The sequence below is a fragment of the Sanguibacter sp. Z6_81 genome (assembly GCF_057180625.1).
This window is the reverse complement of record NZ_JBXUFV010000006.1, coordinates 80,902-105,239: the sequence shown is the minus strand read 5'-3', so window position 1 is coordinate 105,239 and position 24,338 is coordinate 80,902. Positions and strand designations below refer to the sequence as shown.

Here is a 24,338-nt window from a genome sequence, read left to right as displayed (position 1 = left end):
ACGGGGCACGCGTGAGCGAACCTGGAGCATCCGCTGCAGCGTGGCGGGAGGAGCGGTCCCGCAACGCCGCCCACCAGGCGGCCGAGCTCGAGCGTCGACGCGCAGCGAGCACGCAGGAGGCACGCAAGCTCATCGCGCGGTTCGTCACCGAGGCCCGCAGAGCCGGCGTCCCGACGGAACGCTTCGTCGCGCGCAGCTACGACGGCCGCTCGACGTACCGCACCCACCTCGAGGGCTGGTACCTCCGCCGTAACCGCAGCGTCGGGATCGGGACGGACGGGGAGTTCTACGTGCTCACCGTCCCGGCCTCGCTCGCGGCGCGGTTCCGCGGCGCGCAGCTCGTCCCGTCCGATCCCCCGCTCGTCCTCGGCCAGGGGGCGCGCGACGGAGAGTCGATCGACCTCCGGGAGGCTCTCGACCGCGCGCTGCGCGGGGGTGCAGACGCCTGACTCACCGTGCCGGGTCGCGCCCGTCGTCGCCGCTGACCATGTGGACCGCCCGTTCCAGGACGAGCGCGACCGCCGCCGGCGACTCGACCGGGCTCATGTGCCCCGCGCCCGGGACAGTCACCACGGGGGCGCCACCGAGTGCGGCGGCCATGTGCTCGGCGTCCACGAGCGGCGTGATCTCGTCCTCCTCCCCCACGACCACGGCCGCGTGACCCGAGAACTCCTCGAGCACCGAGGTGCGGTCAGGGCGCGCCGCCATCGCTCGCTGGGACCACGCGACACCAGCGACGGGCTGCGACCCGATCCATCCCTCGAGCAGCTGGACGAGCTCCGGGCGCTGCGCCCGGGTCGTCGCACCGAGGGTCGCGCTCGCCATCCCGAGCACGGGGACGACGTCGTCAAGCGTCTCGACGTCCGTCGCGATCCGCAGCCGGTTGGCGCGCGCCGGCGCAGCATCAGCAGTCGCCTTGGTGTCGACGAGCACCAGTCCCCGGACGAGCCCCGGGTGGCGCTCGAGGAGGGCGAGCGCCACGTACCCGCCCATCGAGAGTCCGGTCACGACGACGGGTCCAGGTGGGAGGTTCGCGATCACCGCAGCGACGGCGTCGGCGCTGCGGTCCAGGGACGGCCCGGCCGCCGCGTCGTCCGATCCGGCGAGCGGCACCGACGCGCCGAGGAACGGCAGGTCCGGCGCCACCACGGTCATGTCCGACGTGAGGTGGGCGGCGACCTCGTCCCACATCCGGTGGTCGAGCGGGAAGCCGTGCAGCAGGACGAGCGACGGCTCACCCGGCTCTGCGGTGCGGTAGGTGTGCACAGCAAGCGTGTCCATCGCAGTCCCCTCGGGTCGGTGGCCGGTCATCGGGCCGTGGTCCAGCAGTGCGTGTGCCAGTGGCGCCGGTCGGCGAGTGCTGCCTGCGCCCCGAACAACGAGTCGTTGGCCCAGGCGACGACGTGCGCGGTACCCGGGGCGATCTCCCCGTAGCAGCCCGGGCAGCGGTACGCCTTCTCTCCCGCCCGGACCGGCTGCACCGTCCATTCCTCACCCCGGCGGATCTCGGTCCGCCGGCCGCCGGTCAACCGCTCCACAGCCAGGGGCGTGTGCTCCTGGGAGTAGGGACGGCGCGAGGACCGGCGGGACGAGGGCATCCTTCATTGTCACCGCTCGATCCGGCCCGGCGCACATCCCGGCGCGAACCGTGCGCGGCCCAGCCCTCGTCCAGGCTCGGGCGCTACAGTGGCGGGGCCCCGCGGCCCGGCCGCTCGGAATCCATCGAAGGACAGACCTCTTGAAGCACCGCACTGCTCGCTCACTGACCGCGATCACCATCGGAGCCGCGCTCGCACTCGCGGGCTGCAGCTCCGACGAGGAGGCTTCCCCCTCACCGAGCGAGTCGAGCTCGGAGGTCGCCGAGCCCACGGAGGAGGACATCGCCGCTGTGGAGGCCATCACCCTGACAGGTGAGCCGGGCACCGAGCCGACCATCGAGCTGGAGCCTCCGGTGAGCGTGAGCGCTCAGGTCGTGCGGGTCGTCACCGAGGGCACCGGCGCCGAGCTCGACGGGACGGCCTGGGTCAGGTGGACCTCCGTCCTCGGCTCGACCGGTGAGTCGGCCGGGTCCTCGTGGGACGCACAGCCCCAGGAGCTGGCCTATTCCGGCGCGATGCCGGGCGACACGCTCGCGGAGGCGCTCGCCACGCAGAAGGTCGGCGCACAGCTGCTCCTCGCGGCCCCGGGCCCCGAGGAGGGCGAGACTCTCGTCACCGCCCTCGAGATCGTCGAGCCGCTGCCCCCGATGACGGTCGGGGAAGGAATGCCGACCGTGACGTTCGACGACGCGGGCGTCCCCTCCATCGCCCTGCAGCCCACCTTCCGCGGGCCGGACGAGCTCATCGTCCAGGTCCTCACCGAGGGCACGGGACCGGTCGTCGAGAGCGGCCAGAACGCGACGTTCAACTACTCCGGCTGGGCTGTGTCCACCGGTGAGAAGTTCGACTCGTCGTACGACAAGGGCGAGCCCTTCACCACCGCGATCGGCACCGGCGCCGTCATCCCCGGGTGGGACCAGGGCATCGTCGGGCAGCCCGTCGGGACGAAGCTGCTCCTCGTCATCCCGAAGGAGCTGGCGTACGGCGGCTCGGCCAACCCGCTGGCGAACGAGGACCTCGCATTCGTCGTCGAGATCCTCGCCGCCGAGTAGCCCTCCGCGCGGCTCTCGACCCCGCAGAGCTCCGGCACCGCACAGGCCCCGGTCCCACCTCCCCCGGTGGACCGGGGCCTGTGCGCGTGTCCGACGACCCCGAGCGGGTGGGTGAGCGGGCGATGCTCTTGACGGCGCCTGCGCCCAGGTTGGACCCTGAAGGTCCACGGCCGGAGGCACTCATGGGCAAGCTCATCTACGCAGCCAACACCTCGCTCGACGGGTACCTCGAGGACGAGACGGGCTCGTTCGACTACTCGGTGCCGGACGACGAGGTCCACGCCTTCTGGAACGAGCACGAGCGGAACGTCGGCACGTCGCTCTACGGCCGCCGGATGTACGAGACGATGCGCGTCTGGCAGGACGACGACTGGCTGGCCGACGCTCCCGCGGTCGTCCGCGAGTACGCGGAGGTCTGGCGCGATGCCGACAAGGTCGTCTACTCCACGACCCTCGACGAGGTGTCGACCCCGCGGACGAGGCTGGAGCGGCGCTTCGAGCCGGCGCAGGTGCACGAGCTCAAGGATGCGTCTCCCGCGGACGTGAGCATCGGCGGAGCGACCATCGGCGCGGAGGCGTTCCGGCACGGGTTGGTCGACGAGTGCGTGCTCGTCCTGTGTCCCGTGGTCCTGGGTGGCGGCAAGCCGGCGCTGCCGCGCGGCATGCGGCTCGACCTCGAGCTGCTCGACCACCGACGCTTCGGCTCGGGTGCGATCGCTGTGCGTTACGCGGTACGCACCACGCCGTGACCCACCACGAAGTCACCCATCACGAACGACGCCGACGTTCCGAGGGGTCGGAACGTCGGCGTCAGGACAGCGGGGCCACGGCTGCGGTCAGAACTCCCAGTCCTCGTCCTCGGTGTTCACGGCCTTGCCGATGACGTAGGAGGACCCGGAGCCGGAGAAGAAGTCGTGGTTCTCGTCGGCGTTGGGGCTCAGGGCGGAGAGGATCGCCGGGTTGACGTCCGTCTCGTCCTTGGGGAACAGCGCCTCGTAGCCGAGGTTCATGAGCGCCTTGTTCGCGTTGTAGCGCAGGAACTTCTTCACGTCCTCCGTAAGACCGACGCCGTCGTAGAGGTCCGCGGTGTACTGCACCTCGTTCTCGTAGAGCTCGAAGAGCAGCTCGAAGGTGTACCCCTTCATCTCCTCGCGCTCGGCTGGGCTGAGCTTCTCGAGGCCCTTCTGGTACTTGTAGCCGATGTAGTACCCGTGCACGGCCTCGTCGCGGATGATGAGGCGGATGAGGTCGGCCGTGTTCGTGAGCTTCGCGCGGCTGGACCAGTACATCGGCAGGTAGAAGCCGGAGTAGAAGAGGAAGGACTCGAGCAGCGTCGAGGCGACCTTCCGCTTGAGCGGCGAGTCGCCGTGGTAGTAGCTGAGGACGATCTCCGCCTTGCGCTGGAGGTTGACGTTCTCTTCCGACCACCGGAAGGCGTCGTCGATCTCCTGGGTCGAGATGAGCGTGGAGAAGATCGACGAGTAGCTCTTCGCGTGGACCGACTCCATGAACGCGATGTTCGTGTAGACGGCCTCCTCGTGCGGGGTGATCGCGTCGGGGATGAGGCTCACGGCGCCCACCGTGCCCTGGATCGTGTCGAGGAGCGTCAGCCCCGTGAACACCCGGGTCGTCAGCTCCTTCTCCGCCGGCGTGAGCGTCGCCCACGACTGGATGTCGTTCGACACCGGGACCTTCTCGGGCAGCCAGAAGTTGCCGACGAGCCGGTCCCACACCTCGGCGTCCTTGTCGTCCTCGACGCGGTTCCAGTTGATCGCCGACACGCGGCTGATCAGCTTGAGCTTTCCGGTGGACATTCCTGCACTCCCTCTCCTGCCACGAGGCAGGATCCTGTGGAACTTCGAGCGACACGCACGCACCTGGAGCGGGTCGGGTCTGTGATCGTGGTGGGCCTGGCAGGCCCCGCAGCGGCCCGGCGATCACAAGACCCGGTCCGCGGAAGGTGCCGCCCGGCGCGAACCGGGCGGCATCACCTCACAGCATGCAGGACACGCAGCCCTCGACCTCGGTGCCCTCGAGCGCCAGCTGGCGCAGGCGGATGTAGTAGAGCGTCTTGATGCCCTTGCGCCACGCGTAGATCTGGGCGCGGTTGACGTCGCGGGTGGTCGCGGTGTCCTTGAAGAAGAGCGTGAGGGACAGGCCCTGGTCCACGTGCTGCGTCGCCGCGGCGTACGTGTCGATGATCTTCTCGTAGCCGATCTCGTACGCGTCCTGGTAGTACTCGAGGTTGTCGTTCGTCAGGTAGGGCGCCGGGTAGTAGACGCGCCCGATCTTGCCCTCCTTGCGGATCTCGATCTTCGAGGCCACCGGGTGGATCGACGACGTGGAGTTGTTGATGTAGGAGATCGATCCGGTCGGCGGGACCGCCTGGAGGTTCTGGTTGTAGATCCCGTGCGCCATGACGGACGCCTTGAGCGCCCGCCAGTCGTCCTGCGTCGGGATGGCGACACCGGACTGTGCGAACAGCTCGCGGACCCGCTCCGTGGCCGGAGCCCACACCTGCTCCGTGTACTTGTCGAAGTACTCCCCCGTCGCGTACTTCGAGTCCTCGAAGCCGCCGAACGCCCGGCCCCGCTCGATCGCGAGCCGGTTCGAGGCAGCGATCGCGTGGAACGCCACGGTGTAGAAGTACATATTCGTGAAGTCGATGCCCTCGTCGGAGCCGTAGAAGACGCGCTCGCGGGCGAGGTACCCGTGCAGGTTCATCTGGCCCAGGCCGATCGCGTGCCCGAGGTCGTTGGCGTGCCGGACGGAGGGCACCGAGTCGATGCTCGTCTGGTCCGAGACGGACGTCAGGGCACGGATCGCGGTGTCGATCGTCTTCGCGAAGTCCGGGGAGTCCATCGCCTTGGCGATGTTCATGGAACCGAGGTTGCAGGAGATGTCCCGTCCCACGTGCTCGTAGGAGAGGTCTGCGTTGTACGTCGACGGCGTCGACACCTGGAGGATCTCGGAGCACAGGTTCGAGTGCGTGATCTTGCCCTTGATCGGGTTCGCCGCATTGACGGTGTCCTCGAACATGACGTACGGGTAGCCGGACTCGAACTGCAGCTCCGCGAGGGTCTGGAAGAACTCGCGGGCCTTGATCTTCGTCTTGCGGATGCGCCCGTCGTCGACCATCTCGTGGTACTTCTCGCTCACGGAGACGTCGGCGAACGGCACGCCGTAGATCCGCTCGACGTCGTACGGCGAGAAGAGGTACATGTCCTCGTTCTTGCGCGCGAGCTCGAACGTGATGTCGGGGATGACGACGCCGAGGGACAACGTCTTGATGCGGATCTTCTCGTCGGCGTTCTCGCGCTTGGTGTCGAGGAACCGCATGATGTCCGGGTGGTGGGCGTGCAGGTACACCGCTCCGGCGCCCTGGCGGGCACCGAGCTGGTTGGCGTAGGAGAACGAGTCCTCGAGCAGCTTCATCACGGGGATGACCCCGGACGACTGGTTCTCGATGTGCTTGATGGGCGCACCGTGCTCACGGATGTTGCTCAGCAGGAGCGCCACGCCGCCACCGCGCTTGGACAGCTGCAGCGCGGAGTTGATCCCGCGGGCGATCGACTCCATGTTGTCCTCGATGCGCAGGAGGAAGCAGGAGACTGCCTCGCCGCGCTGGGCCTTGCCGGCGTTGAGGAACGTGGGGGTCGCCGGCTGGAAACGTCCGGAGATGATCTCCTCGACGAGGTCCACGGCCTGCTTCTCGTCGCCGTCGGCGAGCGAGAGGGCGACCATGCAGACGCGGTCCTCGAACCGCTCGAGGTACCGCTTCCCGTCGAACGTCTTGAGCGTGTACGAGGTGTAGTACTTGAACGCACCGAGGAACGTCTCGAACCGGAACTTCTTCGAGAACGCGAAGTCGAAGAGCGACGTGATGAACGTGCGGTCGTACTTCGCCAGGACCGCCGGGTCGTAGTACTTGTTCTCGACGAGGTAGTCGAGCTTCTCGTCGAGGCTGTGGAAGAAGACGGTGTTCTGGTTGACGTGCTGGAGGAAGTACTGACGGGCGGCCTGTCGGTCCTTGTCGAACTGGATCTCACCGTCCGGGCCGTAGAGGTTGAGCATCGCGTTCAACGCGTGGTAATCGAGCTCGGTCTCTACGCCGGGACCTGTGACTGTCGTTGCCAAAATTGAGCCAATCCGTCGCGGACGCGCTGGACGTCCTCGGTCGTTCCAAGGATCTCGAAGCCGTACAGGTACGGAACGTTGCACTTCGAGGAGACGATGTCACCGGCGATGCAGTAGGCCGCTCCGAAGTTGGAGTTACCTGCGGCGATGACACCGCGGATCAACGAGCGGTTGCGCCCGTCGTTGAGAAACTTCACGACCTGCCGGGGCACAGCACCACCCTCGTTGCCCCCGCCGTAGGTGGGGACGATGAGGACGTAGGGCTGCTCGACGCACAAGAAGCCGTCGGCCGGTCGAAGGGGGATGCGGTGGGCGGGGAGACCGAGCTTCTCGACGAACCGGTGGGTGTTGCCCGAGGCGCTCGAGAAGTACACGAGAGCGGACATGCGCTCCTCGACCTCCTCCGTGGGTGGGGCGTCAGGCGACGGCGGACGAGACCTTCGCTGCGAGGGCGTTGATCTGGTCGGGGCGGAACCCGGACCAGTGCTCGTTGCCGGCGACGACGACCGGGGCCTGGAGGTATCCGAGCCCGCGCACCATCTCGAGGGCCTCGGCGTCCTGGCTGATGTCCACGATCGAGTACTCGATGCCGCGCTTGTCGAGTGCGCGGTAGGTCGCGTCGCACTGCACGCATGCGGGCTTGCTGTAGACCGTGATGCTCATCGTCCGTCTCCTTGGTTCTTGGCCTGACCGGCCTCGTCCGCCACGAGGGCTGCCGCGCCGGATCTTCGTCGACCTCGCGGCCGTGACCTGGGACGACGCCGGTGTAACTACGTCTGTGTCATTCGCTTCGTACGCTTCCGCCGCCGTTCCGGGCTGCGGTGTCCCACCACTATACCTAGGGGTGAGGCGGAAGGTCGACCCCTAGGACTTGTGTGTCGGGGATGCTCGTCACATGTGCACCGACGTGCCTGTGGACGACCGTCCGAGAACTGTGGACGCATCTCAGGACCTCCTTCCACACCCCCCGCGGGACCTCGCGGCCGAGCTCTCTCCCATGCTCCACCGGGCCACCGACATTGCCGCTGCGCGCCTGCTCAGACGCCGTCGACGCGCCAGCGCACGGCGTCCCGCGGACTCCTCGCGGCGCCCGGGGACGACACGAGGGGCTGTCCACCGGCTGTGTGCACCTCTCGTCCACAGCCGGTGGACAACCCCTCGTCGACCCGGTCCGTCGGGTCCCGCGGGACCGGGTGAAAAGTGCGGGACCTCACCCTCCCGCGTGTCGCGCGACGCCCGTCAGACGTCGTACCGCACGTCGTCGACGGCCGGCAGGCGGTTCGACGTCGCGAGCGACCGGTACCAGAACGCCGAGTCCTTCCAGATCCGCTCGAGCGTGTCGAAGTCGACCCGGATGATGCCGAAACGTCGGTCGTAGCCGTAGCCCCACTCGAAGTTGTCGAGCAGCGACCACGCGAAGTACCCCTGGACGTCGGCACCCGCGTCGATCGCGTCGCCGACCGCAGCGATGTGGTCGTGGAGGTAGGCGACACGACGGTCGTCGTGCACGCGACCGTCCTCGCTCACCTCGTCCGAGAACGCGGCGCCGTTCTCCGTGACCATCATCGGCTGGTCGGGGTAGGCGGCGTGCACGGACAGCAGCAGGTCGCTCATGCCGGCGGGCTCGATGTTCCAGCCCATCGCCGTGTACGGGCCGGGCTGCTGGATGAACTCCACGTCCGTGACGCCGATCCACGGGCTGGCCTTCGAGGCACCGTGGCCGTCGTTCTCGGCCCGCTCGCCCTCGCCCGAGAAGTGCCGCACCTTCACGGTGGAGTAGTAGTTGATCCCGAGCACGTCGAGGGGGATCTTCGTGATCTCGAGGTCACCGTCCTCGACGAACGACCAGTCGCTCACGTGCGCCGTGTCGCCGAGCAGGCCCACCGGGTAGGCGCCGTCGAGCATCGGGCCGAGGAAGGCACCGTTGGCGAGCGCCTCGATCTTGCGCACGGAGTCGAGGTCGGCGGCCGACGTCGGGTCCTCCGGTCGCACGACGTGCAGGTTGAGCGTCACGGAGAGCTTCGCCGCGTCTCCGAGCACCTCACGGATCGCGCGTCCTGCGAGGCCGTGCGCAAGGTTGAGGTGGTGCACCGCCGCGAGGGCGCCCTCCGCGTCCGTCACACCGGGTGCATGCACACCCGAGCCGTACCCGAGGTACGCACTGCACCACGGCTCGTTGAGCGTCGTCCAGACGTCGATCCGCTCGCCGAGCTCCTCGGCCATGCGACGCGCATATTCGGCGAACCTGTACGCCGTCGCGCGGTTCGTCCAGCCGCCCTCGTCCTCGAGCTCCTGGGGCAGGTCCCAGTGGTAGAGCGTGACGACCGGCTTGATGCCCGCTTCGAGGAGACCGTCGACGAGACGGGAGTAGAAGGCGATCCCTTCGGGGTTGAAGTCTCCCGACCCGCCCGGCTGGACGCGGGGCCACGAGATCGAGAACCGGTAGGCGCTCAGGCCGAGGTTCTTGATGTGCTCGATGTCCTCGGCCCAGCGGTGGTAGTGGTCGTCGGCGACGTCGCCGGTGTCCCCGTTCATCGTCTTGCCGGGCGTGTGGGAGTAGGTGTCCCAGATGGACGGGCCGCGGCCGCCCTCGGTGGCTCCACCTTCGATCTGGTAGGCGGCCGTGGCGGATCCCCAGACGAAGCCGGGCGGGAACTCCCGCCCGGTCGCTGCTCCGGGGGCATAAGGCGCAGTGCTCATGGGCTGATGACTCCCTCTGTGTTGGTCCTGCTCGATCGTGACGTGGTCCGTGGTTCCTGCAGCCCGGCGACGATGGCCGTGGGAGCGCTCCCGCACTCGACCGCCCGCGCGGCGGGCGTCCCCGAGGAGACTACCTGTCCCGTGCCGTCGACCTCGCGATGCACCTCCTCGTGGACCGGCCGGCACGCGAGCTGCCGGCCACCGGGCCGCGTCGTGCCGCTCGCCTGGCGAGGCCGTAAGGTTGGTGCCCACCAGCCGGTCACAGCCGACCGGCATGCACCCGACGCGGTGCACGGCAACAGTCAACGACGACGGGGGCAACGGTGCACTCACGCGGGCGCCCGACAGTCGGTGGCCGTGGGCCTGCACCCACCCCGACCCCACCCCTCCAGGAGACTCGAGATGGCACGCTTCGACCTCGACGAGACGGCTCTCGCCGCGTACCGGCCCGACCTGCACGAACCCGCTGACCTCGACGCCTTCTGGGCGGCGACCCTCGACGAGACCCGCGCCTTCGACCTCGACCTCGAGCTGCGGCCGGTGGACGCAGGGCTGGATCTCGTCGACGTCCACGACGTCACGTTCAGCGGCTTCGGCGGCCACCGCATCAAGGCCTGGCTCGTCGCGCCCCGGGGCGCGGACCGGGTTCCCGGCGTGGTGTCGTTCAACGGGTACGGCGGGGGCCGCGGGCTCCCGCACGAGCACCTCGCGTGGGCAGCAGCAGGGTTCGCCCACCTGTTCATGGACACGCGCGGTCAGGGCAGCGGGTGGGGCAGCGGGGGCGACACCCCGGACCCCGTGGGCAGCGGGCCTGCGTCCAGCGGCTACATGACCCGCGGCATCCTCGATCCCGCGCAGTACTTCTACCGCCGGGTCTTCGCCGACGCCGTGCGCGCGGTCGAGGCGCTGCGCGCGGTGCCGACCGTCGACGCTGACCGCGTCGCTGTCGCGGGCGGGAGCCAGGGTGGTGGCATCGCGCTGGCCACCACGGCGCTCGTCCCCGATCTGCTCGGTGCCCTCGTGGACGTCCCGTTCCTGTGCCACGTCCGCCGAGCCGTCGAGATCACCGACGCCTTCCCCTACGGGGAGATCACCTCCTACCTGTCCGTCCACCGGGACCACACCGCCCAGGTCTTCGAGACCCTCTCGTACGTCGACGGCGTGAACCTCGCGAAGCGGGCGACGGCGCCCGCGCTCTTCTCCGTCGCCCTCATGGACCCGATCTGTCCGCCGTCCACCGTGTACGCGGCCTTCAACCACTACGGTGGCGATCGTCCGACCGACAAGTCGATCGAGGTCTACCCGTTCAACCAGCACGAGGGCGGGCAGGGGTACCAGCTGACGAAGCAGATCCACTGGTTGCGAGCGAGGGCCGGGCTCGGCACCGCTCAGCCCGACGTACCAGCAGCGGGTGAGCTGTCACCGGCCACCGCATGACGACGTCCAGCAGCTCGTCGGCGGGCCCTACGCCCTGGCCGAGCAGTGCGCTCCACCGCGCGTGGCTCGTGCGGCACGCCCACGAGCTGCTGGCGTTCGGGGAGGCGTTCGAGGTTCCCGGACGGGGAGCCGGATGGCTCGACGACTCCGGAGCTGTCGACCCGGCGCAGCCCGTCATCACCTACGCCACGGCTCGCATGGCTCACGTCTACGGGCTCGGGCACCTCATGGGTGTGCCGGGATCGGCACCCCGTGCACAGGCGGCGCTCGACGCTCTGCGCGGGCCACTGGCCCGGTCGTCGCCACACGCATGCACTGGGTCGCGGCGGAAGCGATCGGGGCCGCGGCGGCGCTGCACCGCGTGACCGGTGAGCCCTGGTTCGCGGCGGACTACGCGCGCTGGTGGGACCACGTCGCGACGAGCTTCCTCGACCGGGAGCACGGCTCGTGGCACCACGAGCTCGACGCGGCGAACGTGCCGGCACGCACGGTGTGGCCCGGGAAACCGGACCTCTACCACGCGATCCAGGCGACCCTCATCCCGCTGGCGCCCCTCGCTCCGTCGCTGGCGACGGCTCTGGGACGCGGGCTCGTCCCGCAGGCCTGAGGGCACGAGGACGGTCCGGGTCAGAAGAGCCGTGACCCCACATCGTCGGTGCCGCGCATGGCGTCATAGTCGAGCACGACGCACGCGATCCCTCGGTCGGTCGCGAGGACGCGCGCCTGGGGCCTGATCTCCTGCGCCGCGAAGACACCGCGCACGGGCGCCAGGTGCGGGTCCCGGTTGAGCAGCTCGAGGTAGCGCGTGAGCTGCTCGACGCCGTCGATGTCGCCGCGCCGTTTGATCTCGATCGCGACGGTCGACCCGGTCGCGTCCCGCGCGAGCAGGTCGACCGGACCGATCGCGGTCGGGTACTCCCGCCGGACGAGGGTGTGCCCCGGCCCGAGCAGGTCGATCTGGGCGGCGAGCATCGCCTGGAGGTGCGCCTCGACGCCGTCCTTGATGAGCCCGGGGTCGACCCCGAGGTCGTGGGACGCGTCCTCGTGGACGGTGTGCAGCTCGATGACGAGCCGGTCGTCCGTCTTGGCGTGCTGGACGGTCCACACCTGCGTGACGCCACGTGCCGCCGCGTCCTCGTCGGGCACGCCGACCCGCAGCGTGCACGGTGGGCTCATCCAGTTGAGCGGCTTGTACGACCCGCCGTCCGAGTGCAGCAGGACGCTTCCGTCAGCCTTGACGATGAGGAGCCGGGTCGCGAGGGGCAGGTGCGCCGACAGCCGTCCCGTGTAGTGGGCCGAACACTGGGCGACGACGATCCGCACGCGAGCTCCTCATGGGTGACGTGGGTGATGGCGGGTACAGGACGCGGTCGCAGCCGGACCCGCACGGTCCGGTGCGCCGGGAGCAGCAGCTGGTCAGACGACGACGTTGCACTGGCTGGGGGGTGCGGCCTCGAGCCAGGATGCGAGCCCGGAGTACGCGCCCGAGGACATCGTCAGGTCGAACGACGTGTCGTCGTACCTGCACTGCACGAGGTAGAGGTCTGGCATCCCCGCCTGGTCGAGCGGCACGCGCCCCGTGACCTCGAACCGGTCCCGGAGCCATGCGTGCCGCGGCGCCCAGCTCAGCGACCACGTCCGCCACCACACGAGCCGGTCCTCCCCGTACACGGCGAACCCGCTCACCCACGGGTCGGAGAGGTCGGTCGTCGTCCGGCACCGCAAGGACGCCTCGAAGGAGCCCACCTGGTGCGTGAGAGCGCGAAGCCGTGAGTACCCCGCGACTGCCACTGCGACGACGACGACGATCGTCGCGACGAGTGACCACCCCAGGATTCCCACGGCTCTCAGCGCTCCACCACGTGCGTCAGCGCGACGCGGAGCCCGCGGGTCCGTCGAGCTCGGCGCTGTCGACGACGATCGTCACCGTGTCAGCGTCGACCGAGATGAACCCGCCGGACACCGTCGCGCTCACGACGCCGCCCGAGGCGTCCGTGATCCGGACCTTCCCGGCGCGCAGCACCGACAGCAGCGGGGAGTGGCCGACGAGGATGCCGATCTCCCCGTCCGCCGCCGGCGCGCTGACCTGCCTCGCGTCGCCGGACCAGAGCCTACGGTCCGCCGCGACGAGGTCGACTTCGAGCTGTGCCACGTGTACTCCTCGGAACTAGTTGCTGAGCCTGGATGGGTACGGACGTCCGTCAGACGCCGTACTCCTTCTGGATCCGGGCCCAGTTGCGCTCGAGGTCCTCGAGGCCACCGATGTTGAAGAACGCCTGCTCGGCCATGTGGTCGAACTCGCCGTCCGCGATCTTCGAGAAGGCCTCGATCGTCTCGGACATCGGGACGGTCGATCCCGGGACACCGGTGAACTGCTCGGCCATGTACGTGTTCTGCGAGAGGAACTGCTGGATGCGGCGGGCGCGCGAGACGACCGTCTTGTCCTCCTCCGACAGCTCGTCGACACCGAGGATCGCGATGATGTCCTGCAGCTCCTTGTTGCGCTGGAGGATCTGCTTGACGCGGGTCGCGGTGTCATAGTGCGCCTGACCCACGTAGCGCGGGTCGAGGATCCGCGACGTCGAGGCGAGCGGGTCGACGGCGGGGTAGAGACCACGCGAAGCGATCTCGCGCGAGAGCTCCGTCGTCGCGTCGAGGTGCGCGAACGTCGTCGCCGGGGCGGGGTCGGTGTAGTCGTCCGCAGGGACGTAGATCGCCTGGAGCGAGGTGATGGAGTGACCACGCGTGGACGTGATGCGCTCCTGGAGCTGGCCCATCTCGTCGGCGAGGTTGGGCTGGTAGCCCACCGCGGACGGCATGCGCCCGAGCAGGGTCGACACCTCGGAGCCGGCCTGCGTGAAGCGGAAGATGTTGTCGATGAAGAGCAGCACGTCCTGCTTCTGCACGTCGCGGAAGTACTCCGCCATCGTCAGCGCCGACAGCGCCACGCGCAGACGCGTGCCCGGCGGCTCGTCCATCTGGCCGAACACCAGGGCGGTCTGCTTGATGACGCCCGACTCGGTCATCTCCTCGATGAGGTCGTTGCCCTCACGGGTGCGCTCCCCCACTCCGGCGAAGACGGAGACACCGTTGTGGTTGTTGGCGACGCGGTAGATCATCTCCTGGATGAGCACGGTCTTGCCGACGCCGGCACCACCGAACAGGCCGATCTTTCCACCCTGCACGTACGGCGTGAGGAGGTCGATGACCTTGATGCCCGTCTCGAACATCGTCGTCTTCGACTCGAGCTGGTCGAACGCCGGGGGCTTGCGGTGGATGGGCCACCGCTCGGTGATCTCGATCTGCTCACCGGGCTTGGCGTTGAGCACCTCACCGGTGACGTCGAAGACGTGGCCCTTGGTCACGTCGCCCACGGGGACGCTGATCGGCGCACCCGTGTCCGTGACGACCGCACCACGGACGAGGCCGTCCGTGGGCTTGAGCGCGATGGCACGCACGAGGGAGTCCCCGAGGTGCTGAGCGACCTCGAGCGTCAGCGTGAAGGCCGTCTCGGCCTCACCCTGCGCGGTGAGGTCGATCGGGACCGTCAGCGCGTTGTAGATGTCGGGGATGGCATCGGCGGGAAACTCGATGTCGACGACGGGACCGATGACGCGGGCAACACGGCCCACGGCGGCCCCACCGGTGGGACCCACCGGTGCTTCGACGGAGGTGGCGGTCATTTCTGGCCTCGCTTCGCAGGGCCGGAGATCACTCCGGCGGAGTTGGTGCTGGGTGTGACAGCAGCTGTAGTCGTGTGGTGCCTGCGTCCCGCGATGGTGTCCGCGGTCGGCATGCTCCTGTTCAGGAGGCGGCGAGTGCGTCGGCGCCCGACACGATCTCGCTGATCTCCTGGGTGATCTCCGCCTGGCGAGCAGAGTTCGCGAGACGGGTGTACATCCGGATGAGGTCTTCCGCGTTCTCCGTGGCGGTGTGCATCGCTCGCTGCCGTGCAGCAAGCTCCGACGCGGCCGCTTCGAGGAGGCAGCTGAAGATCCTGTTCCGCACGTACATCGGGAGCAGTGCGTCGAGCACCGCCTCCGGTGACGGTTCGAAGTCGTAGAGCGGCAGCGGCGCGCTGCTGCCCGGTTCGGCGGCCTCGACCCCGTCGACGACCTCCAGCGGAAGCAGTCGGATCACTCTCGGGCGTTGCGTGACCATGTTGACGAAGTGCGTGTAGACGACGTGGAGCTCGGCCACCCCGCCGTCCTCGGCCTCCGCGAGGAACGCGCCGAGCAGGTCGCTCGCGATCTCCTCCGCCACGTCGGGCGTCGGCGCGTCGGACGCTCCGGTCCATGCCCGCGTGATCTCGCGTCCGCGGAACTGGTAGAAGCTCACCGCGCGGCGGCCGGCCAGGTAGAGGTCGACCTCCTTGCCCTCGCGGCCGAGGCGCTCGATGAGCTTCTCGGCCTCGCGGATGGCGCTCGCCGAGTAGGCGCCCGCCATCCCGCGGTCGGACGTGACGACGAGGACTGCGACACGGTTCGTGTCGCTCCGCTCCGACGTCAGCGGGTGCTGGACGTTGGAGTGGGTCGCCACGGCCGACACGGCGTGCGTGATGGCCCGCGAGTACGGACCCGCGGCCGACACCTTGGCGCGCGCCTTGCCGATGCGCGACGCCGCGATGAGCTCCATCGCGCGGAAGATCTTCTTCAGCGACTGTGTCGACTTGATGCGCGCCTTGTAGACGCGCTGGGTTCCGGCCATGGACTCAGGCCTTCTTCTGTCGGACGATCTGCTCCTGCTCGACCGGCGCGGCCTCGTCGTCAGCGACGTCGCCGCCGACGAGCGGCGTGCCGTCCCCCTTGAGGAAGCCGTTACGGAAGTCGTCGACAGCAGCGGTCAGCGCCGCCTCCGTCGCGTCCTCGAGCTTGCCCGTCGACGAGATCGTCGAGAGCACCTCGGTGTTGCGACGCAGGTGATCGAGCATCTCGGACTCGAACCGGCGGACGTCCTCGACAGGCACGTCGTCGAGCTTGCCCTTGGTCCCCGCCCAGATGGACGCGACCTGGTCCTCGACCGGGTACGGCGAGTACTGCGGCTGCTTGAGCAGCTCGAGGAGGCGCGCACCGCGGTTGAGCTGGGCGCGCGAGGCGGCGTCGAGGTCGGACGCGAACATCGCGAACGCCTCGAGCGAGCGGAACTGGGCCAGGTCGAGCTTGAGCGTCCCGGAGACCTTCTTCATCGCCTTGATCTGCGCAGATCCACCGACTCGCGAGACGGAGATCCCGACGTCGACCGCGGGCCGCTGGTCGGCGTTGAAGAGGTCCGACTGGAGGAAGATCTGGCCGTCGGTGATGGAGATGACGTTCGTGGGGATGTACGCCGAGACGTCGTTCGCCTTCGTCTCGATGAGCGGGAGGCCCGTCATCGATCCGGCACCGAGCTCGTCGGAGAGCTTGGCACAACGCTCGAGCAGACGGGAGTGCAGGTAGAACACGTCACCGGGGTACGCCTCACGGCCCGGCGGACGACGCAGCAGCAGCGACACGGCACGGTAGGCCTCGGCCTGCTTCGACAGATCGTCGAACACGATGAGGACGTGCTTGCCCTCGTACATCCAGTGCTGGCCGATGGCCGAGCCGGTGTACGGCGCGAGGTACTTGAAGCCCGCGGGGTCGGACGCAGGAGCTGCGACGATCGTCGTGTACTCGAGCGCGCCGGCCTCTTCGAGGGCGCCGCGGACGGCGGCGATCGTCGAGCCCTTCTGACCGATCGCGACGTAGATGCAGCGCACCTGCTTCTTCGGGTCGCCCGTCTCCCAGTTCGCCTTCTGGTTGATGATCGTGTCGATCGCGATGGCCGTCTTGCCGGTCTGGCGGTCACCGATGATGAGCTGGCGCTGGCCACGGCCGATCGGGATCATCGCGTCGATGGCCTTGAGCCCGGTCTGCAGCGGCTCGTGCACCGACTTGCGGGCCATGACGCCCGGCGCCTGGAGCTCGAGGGCTCGGCGACCGGACGTGGCGACCTCGCCGAGCCCGTCGATCGGCGTACCCAGCGGGTCCACGACGCGGCCGAGGTACCCGTCACCCACGGCGACGGACAGGACCTCGCCCGTGCGGCGCACGACCTGGCCCTCCTCGATGCCGGTGAACTCACCAAGGACGACGACACCGATCTCCCGGACGTCGAGGTTGAGGGCGAGCCCGAGCGTGCCGTCCTCGAAACGCAACAGCTCGTTGGCCATTGCCCCCGGAAGTCCCTCGACCTGGGCGATGCCGTCGCCGGCCAGGGTGACCCGGCCCACCTCTTCGGTGACGACGCTCTCAGGCGTGTAGGACTTCACGAAGCTGTCCAGCGCGGCCCGAATCTCGTCGGGCCGGATCGTCAGCTCAGCCATTGCATATCTCCTGTCGTGGCCGCATGTCGCGGTCGAACGTTCTGTCATGGGTGCCGACGAGCGCGTCGGCGTACGTGCGGGTCGGTCAGCTCGCCAGCCGCCGGCGTGCCTCGGCGAGCCGTGACAGCACCGTCGAGTCGACGACGTCCGAGCCCACCTGGACGCGCAGACCGCCGAGGACCGCCGGGTCGACCGTGACGTGCAGCTGCACCTGCGAGCCGTAGGCGTCCGCGAGGAGCGCCTCGAGACGGCTGCGCTGGGCTGCTGAGAGATCCGCGCCCACGGTGACTGCGGCGACGAGCCGTTGGCGACGGGCCGCAGCGATGTCACCGATGCGACCGAGCGCGGGGACGAAGCGCTCACCACGCGGATGTGCTGTCGCGCGGCGGCACAGGGCGATCGTCACCTCGTCCGCCTTGCCGACGAGCAGCTGGTCGACGACCGCGACCCGACGGGCCGCGTCGGTCGAGCTGTCCGAGAGCGCCTGCCGCAGAGCCTGGTGACCCACGAGCGCACGGGTCAGCGCGAACAGCTCGCCCTCGACCTCTTCGAGCGCACCACGCGCCTGCGCCGACGCGAGGTAGGCGTCGATCGCGAGCAGATCGATCGCGTCGACGAGATCCCGCTCGGACGACCAGCGCGACCGCACGAGACCTTCGACCGTCTCGACGGCGCGCGGGTCGAACCCGCCAGCGAGGACTGCACGCACGAGCTGCGCCTTGTCCTCCCCGGACCGCGACGGATCAGCGAGGGACCGGCGCAGGGCGCCCGACGCATCCAGCGCGTCGACGACCAGGAACAGCTGGTCGCCGACGGCGTACGCCTGCTGGCCGAGAGCACCCAGGACCGGCTCGAACCGTTCCTGTGCGGCTTCGAGAGACGCCTGGCTGGTCCCGCGCATCACTTCCCCTTCGCTGCTGCTGTCATGGCCGACGCCTCGAGCTCATCGAGGAAGCGGTCGACCACGCGCGACTGACGGGCAGAGTCCTCGAGGGACTCCCCGACGATCTTCGACGCGAGCTGCGTCGCCAGGGCACCCACGTCGTTGCGCAGCGAGATCGCTGCCTGCTGACGCTCCGCCTCGATCTGACGCTGGGACGTCTCGAAGATCCGTCCCGCCTCGTCCGTGGCCTTCGCACGTGCCTCGGCGACGATCTGTGTCGCCTCCGCGCGCGCGTCCTCACGGATCCGGGCAGCCTCAGATCGCGCCTCGGTGAGCTGCTGCTTGTACTCCACGAGCAGCGCGTCGGCCTCGGCCTGCGCCGCCTCCGCCTTGTTGAGCCCGCCCTCGATCTTCTCGGTCCGCTCGTCGAGGATCCGCGTGAACGTCGGAAGGACGAGCTTGTAGAACATCAGAGCGATGGCGACGAGGACGACCGTCGACCAGACGATGTCGTAGGTCGCGGGGATGAACAGGTTGATGCCCTCTACCTCGTCGCCCTCGGAAGCGGCCAGAACGATCCCGGCTGCGTTCAGGGCTGACATCAGCTGGCGGCCGGGAAGAGGAAGCCGGCGACGATCCCGAGGAGGGCGAGGAGCTCGACGAACGCCACACCGATGAACATCGTGGTCCGGAGCTGGCCGGCGACCTCGGGCTGGCGGGCCATGCCCTCGACGGTCTTGCCGATGAGGATACCGAGGCCGATGCCCGGGCCGAGCGTACCGAGACCGTAACCGATCGTGTTGATGTTACCGGTGAGCTCGGCGAGAGTGGTCGTGGTGTCCACTGGGGTGATCCTTCCGTTGGGCGCCCCGTCGGGGCGTCGTGTGAGACGTGCTATGCGTGGTTGGGGCGCACGCTGGGGACGGCGGCGAGGCGAGCGGGAGCCGAGCGGCTCAGTGCTCCTCCTCCACCGCCATGGAGATGTAGACCGCGGCGAGCAGGGTGAAGACGTAGGCCTGCAGGACCGCGACGAGGATTTCGAAGAGCGTGAACCCGAGGCCTGCGACGAGGGAGACGACTCCCATCGCCTTGAGCGCACCTGCAGCCTCGAAGAAGAAGAAGTGCGTCGCGCCGAAGCACAGGACGAGCAGCAGGTGCCCGGCGATCATGTTGGCCGTGAGTCGCAGCGCGAGCGTCGCCGGCCGGAAGACGAAGACCTGAAGGATCTCGATCGGCGTGATGAGGAAGTAGAGGAACCACGGGACCCCGGGGGGGAACAGGTTCGCCTTGAGGTATCCGCCCAGCCCGAACTTCTGGACGCCGGAGGCGAGGTACACGACGTACACCCACAGCGCCATCATGATCGGGAGCCCGAACAGCGACGTGCTGGCGATGTTGAGGAAGGGCACGACACCTGTGATGTTGAACGCGAGGATCGCGAAGAAGAGCGTCGTGAGCATGGGCACGTAGCGCCGCGCGTTGTCGCCGAGGATCTCCTTGGCGATGCTCACGCGGACGAAGTCGAGCCCCATCTCCGCCATGTTCTGGCCGCGCCCGGGGACGAGCTTGGCCTTGCGCGCCGCGAGGACGAACAGCCAGATGAGCACGACGGCCGCGATGACGCGGACGAGCATGATCCGGTTGAACTCGAGGATCGTGCCGTCGAAGAGGATGGGCGCCGGAAAGAACTCGGAGATCGACGGAGGATGGAATCCGCCGTCCTCACCGGCGGCGGCGAGCTGGGTCATCGTCGCGTTGGTGGACAGAGCAAACTCCCGGTCGTCGTGGTCGTGTATGCGGACGCTGCTTCGCGTGCTCGCCTGCGGTGGACCTGTCCGTCATGGATCGCATGAATCCTAACCCATGCGAGGGCGTGGTCGGGCCTGTAGACCACCGTGGAGCCAGCGCCCAGAGGCCCCGGAGCGGCGGGTCAGACCGCCCTCGTGTAGGGCTCCCGACCCTTCGCGACGGCGTACATGTCGAGTGCCGCGGACCCCACGACGCCGACGAGCACGATGATGGCGAAGACAGGGCGGTGGAAGAAGTCCATCTGGCCCACGGTCGCGAGGATCGCGATGAGCACGACCATCTTGGCGAGCCACGCCCCCATGACGACCGCCATCGTCGTCGACGGGCTCTTGTCCGCCGTGTAGAGCATCGACCAGATGGTCGTCCCGGAGAACAGGAGCGTGATCCCCACGCCCATGAGGGCGCCCCACACCCCAGCGGTCCCCGCGACGAGATAGCCGACGCCGACACCGACGACGGCGACGACCACGAGGAGGAGGAGGGTCGCTCGCAGCGCGGAACGGAAGATCTCCTTCGTCACGTGCGGGGGGACGACGGGCAGGGCGGGGAGGTCGTCGGGGGCGCCGGTGGGCACACGGTCGTCGGGCGAGGTCATCGGTTCTGTCCTTGAGGTTGGTGGGCGGCCTTCCTGGTGCGTCCACGCAGGGGGCCGAGGGTGAGCAGGAGCGCGACGAGCACCGCGACGGCCAGACCGACGACGACGTCCCGCCACGCGGCCACGACGAGCGCCGCGGCGCCGAACGCGAAGACGGCGCTCCACAGGTACATGATGATCACGGCGCGGGTGTGGGAGTGCCCGAGCTCGAGCAGCCGGTGGTGCAGGTGCATCCGGTCGGGATGGAACGGTGACTTGCCCGCCAGGAGGCGCCGGACCACCGCCAGGCCCATGTCGAGCAGCGGGAGGAGCAGCACGGCGGTCGGCAGGAGGATCGGGATGAACGCTGGCAGCCGCTGCCCGCTCGACGCGTTCTCGGGGTCGATCTGGCCCGTCACGACGATGGACGCTGCCGCGAGGGTCAGCCCGATGAACATCGAGCCCGAGTCCCCCATGAAGATCCGCGAGGGATGGAGGTTGTGCGGGAGGAACCCGATGCACGCTCCCACGAGCGCCGCGATGATCACTGCCGCCAGGCTCGAGTAGTCGGCGGGCCCCGAGTCGGCGCGGGTGAGCAGGTACGTATAGACGAAGAACGCGGTGCCTCCGATCGCGATCATCCCTGCGGCCAGGCCGTCCAGACCGTCGACGAAGTTCACGGCGTTCATCGCGACGACGACGACGAGCACCGTCGCGAAGAGCGACAACCGGCTCGAGCCGATCGTCAGGCCGCCGACCGGCAACGTGATGAGCTGGACACCCTGCCAGGCCATGAGGCCCGCGGCGAGCACCTGCCCCACGAGCTTGGTCATCCAGTCGAGGTCCCAGATGTCGTCGGCGACGCCGAGCAGACAGACGAGGGCTCCCGCGCCCAGCACCACCCAGACGGTGTCGGACGCGGCGAAGACGCCGTCGAGGAACGGCGTCCGCGATGCGAAGACGAGCGCGACCGCGAACCCCAGGAGCATGGCGACACCACCGAGCCGCGGGGTCGGGATGACGTGGACGTCGCGCGCCCGCACTGCCGTCACGGCGCCGGTCCGGATCGCCAACCAGCGCGCGAACGGCGTGAGCAGGAAGGTCACCGCCGCGGCCACGAGCATGACGAGGAGGTAGACCCTCACCGGGCCGCTCCCCCCGGTGGCGGCGCGGTCTGCGGTGGCTGGACGTCGGCCACCTCGCGGAGCTCCTCGAGGCTCAGGGCGCCCGCCCGTACGAGCCGCAGCTCCGGGCCGGTGGCGTCGACGATCGACGACGCCACACCACCCGGTGCCTCACCAGCGTCGAGGAACACGCGCACGGCTCCGCCGAGCTGCTCGTGGGCGTCCGCTGCCGTCGTCGCGGCGGGGCGTCCCGTGCGGTTCGCGCTGGAGACCGCGAGCGGGCCGGTGCGCGCGAGCAGCGCGAGCGCGACCGGGTGGTCCGGCATGCGCAGGGCCACGGTGCCGAAGGTCTCACCGAGGTCCCAGGCGAGGGACGGCTGCGAGCGCAGGATGATCGTCAGGGCACCTGGCCAGAAGCGTTCGGCCAGCGCCCGTGCCGCGTCCGGGACGTCCGTGGCCAGGGCGTCGAGGGTCGCCGGAGATCCGACGAGGACGGGCGGCGGCATCTGCCGGCCGCGTCCCTTCGCCGCCAGCAGGGCGGTGACCGCGTCGGGCCGGAAGGCGTCCGCACCGATGCCGTACACCGTGTCGGTCGGCAGGACGACGAGACCGCCCTGCGTCAGGACGTGGACGGCCTCATCGAGGGCCGGGCCCCAGGTTGCCGGGTCGAGTGCGGGTCGGATGCTGGACGTGCTCACGTCATCGAGTCTTCCACGGTTGCGGGCGGGGTCCGACGGGCGACGACCATGCGCGGCCTGCCCGTGAGGTCGAGAAGCGTGGTCGGCGGCCCGAACATGCCCGACGCCGTGACCATGCGGCGGGCGGGTTCCGCCTGCGACTCCGCATGCTCCATGACGTAGAGACCGCCCCCACGCAGGAGCCGTCCGGCCGCTGCCGTCACGCCGCGGGGGACCTCGAGCCCGTCGGGACCGAGCCCGTACAGCGCGACCGCGGGGTCGTGCTCGGCCACCTCGGGATCGCGCGGGACCGCGCCGGGCGGGACGTAGGGCGGGTTCGACACGACGACGTCGCACGTGCCGGCGAGGGCCGGCAGCGCGGTCCGGGCGTCCCCGCGAACGAGCTCCACCGCTCCCCCGTGGGCGGCGACGTTGCGCTCCGCCCAGGCGTGCGCCGCCGCATCGAGCTCGACGGCGTGGACACGCGCGCCGGGCACCTCGGTCGCGACGGCCAGGGCGATGGCGGCGGAGCCGGTGCAGAGGTCGACGACGACCGGCGCCGTCCCGGCGGCGCGCAACCGGGCGGCCTCGTCGATCGCCACCTGTGCCACCGCCTCGGTCTCCGGGCGCGGGACGAACACGCCAGGCCCGACGACCAGGTCGAGGTGGCGGAAGGCTGCGCGCCCGGTGAGGTGCTGCAACGGTTCGCGGGCCGCGCGCCGGGCGACGAGCTCCCGATACCGCTGGACGTCGGGCGGGGAGAGGAGCTCACGCCCGAGCAGCGCGCGACGGACCACCTCGGCCCGGTCGGTCCCCGCGACGTGCGCGAGGAGCAGCTCTGCGTCGACCCGGGCGGACTCGATCCCGGCGGTCGAGAGCTGCCGCGCAGCGGCGGTAAGCAGGTCCATCGACCGTCAGCTCCCGGCGGCGGCGAGACGCGCCGCCTCGTCCGCCTCGATCGCCGACCGGACGACCGGCTCGAGGTCGCCGTCGAGGACCTGGTCGAGGTTGTAGGACTTGTAGCCGGTCCGGTGGTCGGCGATGCGGTTCTCGGGGTAGTTGTACGTGCGGATCCGCTCTGACCTGTCCACCGTGCGCACCTGTGAGCGGCGGATGTCGTTGGCCGCTGCCGCCTCCGCCTCCTGCCGCGCCGCGAGCAGCCGTGCGCGCAGCACGCGCATCGCCTGCTCGCGGTTCTGCAGCTGGGACTTCTCGTTCTGCATCGACACGACGATCCCGGAGGGCAGGTGGGTGATGCGCACCGCGGAGTCGGTCGTGTTCACGGACTGGCCGCCGGGCCCCGAGGAGCGGTACACGTCGATGCGCAGGTCGTTCTGGTCGATCTCGAGCTCCCCCGCGTCCTCGACCTCGGGGTAGACGAGAACGCCCACCGCGGAGGTGTGGATCCGGCCCTGGGACTCGGTGACGGGAACGCGCTGGACACGGTGGACGCCGCCCTCGTACTTGAGGTTGGCCCAGGCGCCGTCCTCGGGCGCCACGGTCCCCCGCGCCTTGACCGCGACCTGGACGTCCTTGTACCCGCCGAGGTCCGACTCCGTCGCCGCGATGATCTCGGTCTTCCAGCCTCGCCGTTCGGCATACCGCAGGTACATCCGCAGGAGGTCGCCCGCGAAGAGCGCCGACTCGTCGCCACCCTCCCCCGCCTTGATCTCGAGGATGACGTCGCGCCCGTCGTCCGGGTCGCGCGGCACGAGCACACGACGCAACTTCTCGGCAGCCGCGTCCGCCGCCGCGCGCAGCTCGGGCAGCTCGGCCGCGAACGACGCGTCCTCCGCCGCGAGCTCGGCCGCGGCGCCGGCGTCGTCGACGCTCTCCCGCCAGCCCCGGTACGCCGCGACCACCTGTCCGAGCTCCGCGTACCGCCGGCCGAGCGCCCGCGCTCGCGCCGGGTCCGCGTGGATGGCGGGGTCGGCGAGCTGCGCTTCGATCTCCGCGTGCTCGGCGAGGAGCGGCTCGACCGCCGCGAATGACTCACTCATGGCG

27 protein-coding genes are annotated in these 24,338 nt (G+C 69.5%); 5 read left to right on the top strand and 22 right to left on the bottom strand.

Going from position 1 to position 24,338, the window contains the following annotated elements; translation table 11 throughout:
• The first annotated feature begins 11 nt into the window (after positions 1 to 11).
• Complete coding sequence (locus tag AC2AXK_RS14130) at positions 12 to 449, top strand: hypothetical protein (RefSeq protein WP_484346032.1); 438 nt, start codon at positions 12 to 14, stop codon at positions 447 to 449.
• A 1-nt stretch (position 450) separates the two neighbouring features.
• Here AC2AXK_RS14130 and AC2AXK_RS14125 read toward each other — a convergent pair whose 3' ends face one another.
• Both AC2AXK_RS14125 and AC2AXK_RS14120 read right to left on the bottom strand, forming a co-directional pair.
• Positions 451 to 1,281, bottom strand: coding sequence for an alpha/beta fold hydrolase (locus AC2AXK_RS14125; protein ID WP_484346031.1), 831 nt, complete (start codon positions 1,279 to 1,281; stop codon positions 451 to 453).
• Positions 1,282 to 1,307: 26 nt separating this feature from the next.
• Positions 1,308 to 1,598 (bottom strand): hypothetical protein, encoded by a 291-nt coding sequence (locus AC2AXK_RS14120; RefSeq protein WP_484346030.1) that lies wholly within the window; start codon positions 1,596 to 1,598, stop codon positions 1,308 to 1,310.
• Positions 1,599 to 1,738: 140 nt separating this feature from the next.
• Here AC2AXK_RS14120 and AC2AXK_RS14115 point away from each other — a divergent pair, with 140 nt between their 5' ends.
• Positions 1,739 to 2,650 carry an FKBP-type peptidyl-prolyl cis-trans isomerase gene (locus AC2AXK_RS14115; protein WP_484346029.1) on the top strand — a complete coding sequence of 304 codons (912 nt, stop codon included), beginning with the start codon at positions 1,739 to 1,741 and terminating at the stop codon, positions 2,648 to 2,650.
• Positions 2,651 to 2,832: 182 nt separating this feature from the next.
• Entirely contained in the window at positions 2,833 to 3,399 is a 567-nt protein-coding gene (locus AC2AXK_RS14110; protein ID WP_484346028.1) for a dihydrofolate reductase family protein, read from the top strand.
• 87 nt (positions 3,400 to 3,486) lie between these two features.
• Here AC2AXK_RS14110 and nrdF read toward each other — a convergent pair whose 3' ends face one another.
• The 5 genes from nrdF to AC2AXK_RS14085 all read right to left on the bottom strand — a co-directional run bounded on the left by nrdF (position 3,487) and on the right by AC2AXK_RS14085 (position 9,487).
• A complete protein-coding gene (nrdF, locus tag AC2AXK_RS14105) occupies positions 3,487 to 4,464 on the bottom strand; it encodes a class 1b ribonucleoside-diphosphate reductase subunit beta (RefSeq protein WP_484346027.1) in 978 nt (325 codons plus the stop codon).
• Between the two features lie 178 nt (positions 4,465 to 4,642).
• Complete coding sequence (gene nrdE, locus AC2AXK_RS14100) at positions 4,643 to 6,787, bottom strand: class 1b ribonucleoside-diphosphate reductase subunit alpha (RefSeq protein ID WP_484346026.1); 2,145 nt, start codon at positions 6,785 to 6,787, stop codon at positions 4,643 to 4,645.
• Positions 6,757 to 7,173, bottom strand: a complete 417-nt coding sequence (gene nrdI / locus AC2AXK_RS14095; protein ID WP_484346025.1) for a class Ib ribonucleoside-diphosphate reductase assembly flavoprotein NrdI — start codon at positions 7,171 to 7,173, stop codon at positions 6,757 to 6,759. The genes nrdE and nrdI overlap by 31 nt, the downstream gene beginning before the upstream one ends.
• Before the next feature lie 31 nt (positions 7,174 to 7,204).
• Positions 7,205 to 7,450: a glutaredoxin-like protein NrdH gene (nrdH, locus tag AC2AXK_RS14090; RefSeq protein ID WP_484346024.1), complete on the bottom strand. Its 246-nt coding sequence runs from the start codon at positions 7,448 to 7,450 to the stop codon at positions 7,205 to 7,207.
• A gap of 576 nt (positions 7,451 to 8,026) precedes the next feature.
• A complete protein-coding gene (locus tag AC2AXK_RS14085; protein WP_484346023.1) occupies positions 8,027 to 9,487 on the bottom strand; it encodes a GH1 family beta-glucosidase in 1,461 nt (486 codons plus the stop codon).
• A gap of 402 nt (positions 9,488 to 9,889) precedes the next feature.
• On the opposite strand from AC2AXK_RS14085, the gene AC2AXK_RS14080 reads away from it, so the two are divergent.
• Together AC2AXK_RS14080 and AC2AXK_RS14075 are read left to right on the top strand one after the other, a co-directional pair.
• On the top strand, positions 9,890 to 10,924 hold the full coding sequence (locus tag AC2AXK_RS14080; RefSeq protein ID WP_484346022.1) for an acetylxylan esterase: 1,035 nt from the start codon (positions 9,890 to 9,892) through the stop codon (positions 10,922 to 10,924).
• A 133-nt stretch (positions 10,925 to 11,057) separates the two neighbouring features.
• The gene (locus tag AC2AXK_RS14075; RefSeq protein ID WP_484346021.1) at positions 11,058 to 11,531 is read left to right on the top strand and encodes an AGE family epimerase/isomerase; all 474 of its coding nucleotides are present in this window, start codon (positions 11,058 to 11,060) and stop codon (positions 11,529 to 11,531) included.
• A gap of 20 nt (positions 11,532 to 11,551) precedes the next feature.
• Here the strand turns inward: AC2AXK_RS14075 and nucS are convergent, their stop codons facing one another.
• The 15 genes from nucS to prfA all read right to left on the bottom strand — a co-directional run bounded on the left by nucS (position 11,552) and on the right by prfA (position 24,334).
• Positions 11,552 to 12,247: an endonuclease NucS gene (gene nucS, locus AC2AXK_RS14070; RefSeq protein ID WP_484346020.1), complete on the bottom strand. Its 696-nt coding sequence runs from the start codon at positions 12,245 to 12,247 to the stop codon at positions 11,552 to 11,554.
• Between the two features lie 93 nt (positions 12,248 to 12,340).
• Positions 12,341 to 12,766 carry a DUF2550 domain-containing protein gene (locus AC2AXK_RS14065; protein WP_484346019.1) on the bottom strand — a complete coding sequence of 142 codons (426 nt, stop codon included), beginning with the start codon at positions 12,764 to 12,766 and terminating at the stop codon, positions 12,341 to 12,343.
• A 25-nt stretch (positions 12,767 to 12,791) separates the two neighbouring features.
• On the bottom strand, positions 12,792 to 13,076 hold the full coding sequence (locus AC2AXK_RS14060; protein ID WP_484346018.1) for a F0F1 ATP synthase subunit epsilon: 285 nt from the start codon (positions 13,074 to 13,076) through the stop codon (positions 12,792 to 12,794).
• Between the two features lie 49 nt (positions 13,077 to 13,125).
• Complete coding sequence (gene atpD / locus AC2AXK_RS14055) at positions 13,126 to 14,607, bottom strand: F0F1 ATP synthase subunit beta (RefSeq protein WP_484346017.1); 1,482 nt, start codon at positions 14,605 to 14,607, stop codon at positions 13,126 to 13,128.
• A gap of 121 nt (positions 14,608 to 14,728) precedes the next feature.
• Positions 14,729 to 15,631: a F0F1 ATP synthase subunit gamma gene (locus AC2AXK_RS14050; RefSeq protein WP_484346016.1), complete on the bottom strand. Its 903-nt coding sequence runs from the start codon at positions 15,629 to 15,631 to the stop codon at positions 14,729 to 14,731.
• Positions 15,632 to 15,635: 4 nt separating this feature from the next.
• Positions 15,636 to 17,267: a F0F1 ATP synthase subunit alpha gene (atpA, locus tag AC2AXK_RS14045; RefSeq protein ID WP_484346015.1), complete on the bottom strand. Its 1,632-nt coding sequence runs from the start codon at positions 17,265 to 17,267 to the stop codon at positions 15,636 to 15,638.
• Positions 17,268 to 17,352: 85 nt separating this feature from the next.
• Positions 17,353 to 18,168: a F0F1 ATP synthase subunit delta gene (locus AC2AXK_RS14040; protein WP_484346014.1), complete on the bottom strand. Its 816-nt coding sequence runs from the start codon at positions 18,166 to 18,168 to the stop codon at positions 17,353 to 17,355.
• Positions 18,168 to 18,752 (bottom strand): F0F1 ATP synthase subunit B, encoded by a 585-nt coding sequence (locus AC2AXK_RS14035; RefSeq protein WP_484346013.1) that lies wholly within the window; start codon positions 18,750 to 18,752, stop codon positions 18,168 to 18,170. The genes AC2AXK_RS14040 and AC2AXK_RS14035 overlap by 1 nt, the downstream gene beginning before the upstream one ends.
• Entirely contained in the window at positions 18,752 to 18,994 is a 243-nt protein-coding gene (gene atpE / locus AC2AXK_RS14030; RefSeq protein ID WP_484346012.1) for a F0F1 ATP synthase subunit C, read from the bottom strand. Before atpE ends, AC2AXK_RS14035 begins: the two co-directional genes overlap by 1 nt.
• 109 nt (positions 18,995 to 19,103) lie before the next feature.
• Positions 19,104 to 19,898 (bottom strand): F0F1 ATP synthase subunit A, encoded by a 795-nt coding sequence (gene atpB / locus AC2AXK_RS14025; protein WP_484346011.1) that lies wholly within the window; start codon positions 19,896 to 19,898, stop codon positions 19,104 to 19,106.
• Positions 19,899 to 20,080: 182 nt separating this feature from the next.
• Positions 20,081 to 20,554 carry a Cg1360 family ATP-synthase-associated protein gene (locus AC2AXK_RS14020; RefSeq protein WP_484346010.1) on the bottom strand — a complete coding sequence of 158 codons (474 nt, stop codon included), beginning with the start codon at positions 20,552 to 20,554 and terminating at the stop codon, positions 20,081 to 20,083.
• Positions 20,551 to 21,678, bottom strand: a complete 1,128-nt coding sequence (locus AC2AXK_RS14015; protein WP_484346009.1) for an MraY family glycosyltransferase — start codon at positions 21,676 to 21,678, stop codon at positions 20,551 to 20,553. The genes AC2AXK_RS14020 and AC2AXK_RS14015 overlap by 4 nt, the downstream gene beginning before the upstream one ends.
• Positions 21,675 to 22,355, bottom strand: a complete 681-nt coding sequence (locus AC2AXK_RS14010) for an L-threonylcarbamoyladenylate synthase (RefSeq protein WP_484346008.1) — start codon at positions 22,353 to 22,355, stop codon at positions 21,675 to 21,677. Before AC2AXK_RS14010 ends, AC2AXK_RS14015 begins: the two co-directional genes overlap by 4 nt.
• Positions 22,352 to 23,242 carry a peptide chain release factor N(5)-glutamine methyltransferase gene (prmC, locus tag AC2AXK_RS14005; RefSeq protein WP_484346007.1) on the bottom strand — a complete coding sequence of 297 codons (891 nt, stop codon included), beginning with the start codon at positions 23,240 to 23,242 and terminating at the stop codon, positions 22,352 to 22,354. The genes AC2AXK_RS14010 and prmC overlap by 4 nt, the downstream gene beginning before the upstream one ends.
• Positions 23,243 to 23,248: 6 nt before the next feature.
• Entirely contained in the window at positions 23,249 to 24,334 is a 1,086-nt protein-coding gene (gene prfA, locus AC2AXK_RS14000; RefSeq protein WP_484346006.1) for a peptide chain release factor 1, read from the bottom strand.
• Positions 24,335 to 24,338: the final 4 nt, after the last annotated feature.

Excerpts from the sequence above, each read along its gene's own strand:
- AC2AXK_RS14125 (WP_484346031.1), bottom strand. The coding sequence starts at position 1,281 with ATGGACACGCTTGCTGTGCACACCTACCGCACCGCAGAGCCGGGTGAG.
- AC2AXK_RS14120 (WP_484346030.1), bottom strand. The coding sequence starts at position 1,598 with ATGCCCTCGTCCCGCCGGTCCTCGCGCCGTCCCTACTCCCAGGAGCAC.
- AC2AXK_RS14110 (WP_484346028.1), top strand. The coding sequence starts at position 2,833 with ATGGGCAAGCTCATCTACGCAGCCAACACCTCGCTCGACGGGTACCTC.
- nrdF (WP_484346027.1), bottom strand. The coding sequence starts at position 4,464 with ATGTCCACCGGAAAGCTCAAGCTGATCAGCCGCGTGTCGGCGATCAAC.
- nrdI (WP_484346025.1), bottom strand. The coding sequence starts at position 7,173 with ATGTCCGCTCTCGTGTACTTCTCGAGCGCCTCGGGCAACACCCACCGG.
- nrdH (WP_484346024.1), bottom strand. The coding sequence starts at position 7,450 with ATGAGCATCACGGTCTACAGCAAGCCCGCATGCGTGCAGTGCGACGCG.
- AC2AXK_RS14085 (WP_484346023.1), bottom strand. The coding sequence starts at position 9,487 with ATGAGCACTGCGCCTTATGCCCCCGGAGCAGCGACCGGGCGGGAGTTC.
- AC2AXK_RS14080 (WP_484346022.1), top strand. The coding sequence starts at position 9,890 with ATGGCACGCTTCGACCTCGACGAGACGGCTCTCGCCGCGTACCGGCCC.
- AC2AXK_RS14075 (WP_484346021.1), top strand. The coding sequence starts at position 11,058 with ATGGCTCGACGACTCCGGAGCTGTCGACCCGGCGCAGCCCGTCATCAC.
- atpD (WP_484346017.1), bottom strand. The coding sequence starts at position 14,607 with ATGACCGCCACCTCCGTCGAAGCACCGGTGGGTCCCACCGGTGGGGCC.
- AC2AXK_RS14050 (WP_484346016.1), bottom strand. The coding sequence starts at position 15,631 with ATGGCCGGAACCCAGCGCGTCTACAAGGCGCGCATCAAGTCGACACAG.
- atpA (WP_484346015.1), bottom strand. The coding sequence starts at position 17,267 with ATGGCTGAGCTGACGATCCGGCCCGACGAGATTCGGGCCGCGCTGGAC.
- AC2AXK_RS14040 (WP_484346014.1), bottom strand. The coding sequence starts at position 18,168 with ATGCGCGGGACCAGCCAGGCGTCTCTCGAAGCCGCACAGGAACGGTTC.
- AC2AXK_RS14035 (WP_484346013.1), bottom strand. The coding sequence starts at position 18,752 with ATGTCAGCCCTGAACGCAGCCGGGATCGTTCTGGCCGCTTCCGAGGGC.
- atpB (WP_484346011.1), bottom strand. The coding sequence starts at position 19,898 with ATGACCCAGCTCGCCGCCGCCGGTGAGGACGGCGGATTCCATCCTCCG.
- AC2AXK_RS14020 (WP_484346010.1), bottom strand. The coding sequence starts at position 20,554 with ATGACCTCGCCCGACGACCGTGTGCCCACCGGCGCCCCCGACGACCTC.
- prmC (WP_484346007.1), bottom strand. The coding sequence starts at position 23,242 with ATGGACCTGCTTACCGCCGCTGCGCGGCAGCTCTCGACCGCCGGGATC.
- prfA (WP_484346006.1), bottom strand. The coding sequence starts at position 24,334 with ATGAGTGAGTCATTCGCGGCGGTCGAGCCGCTCCTCGCCGAGCACGCG.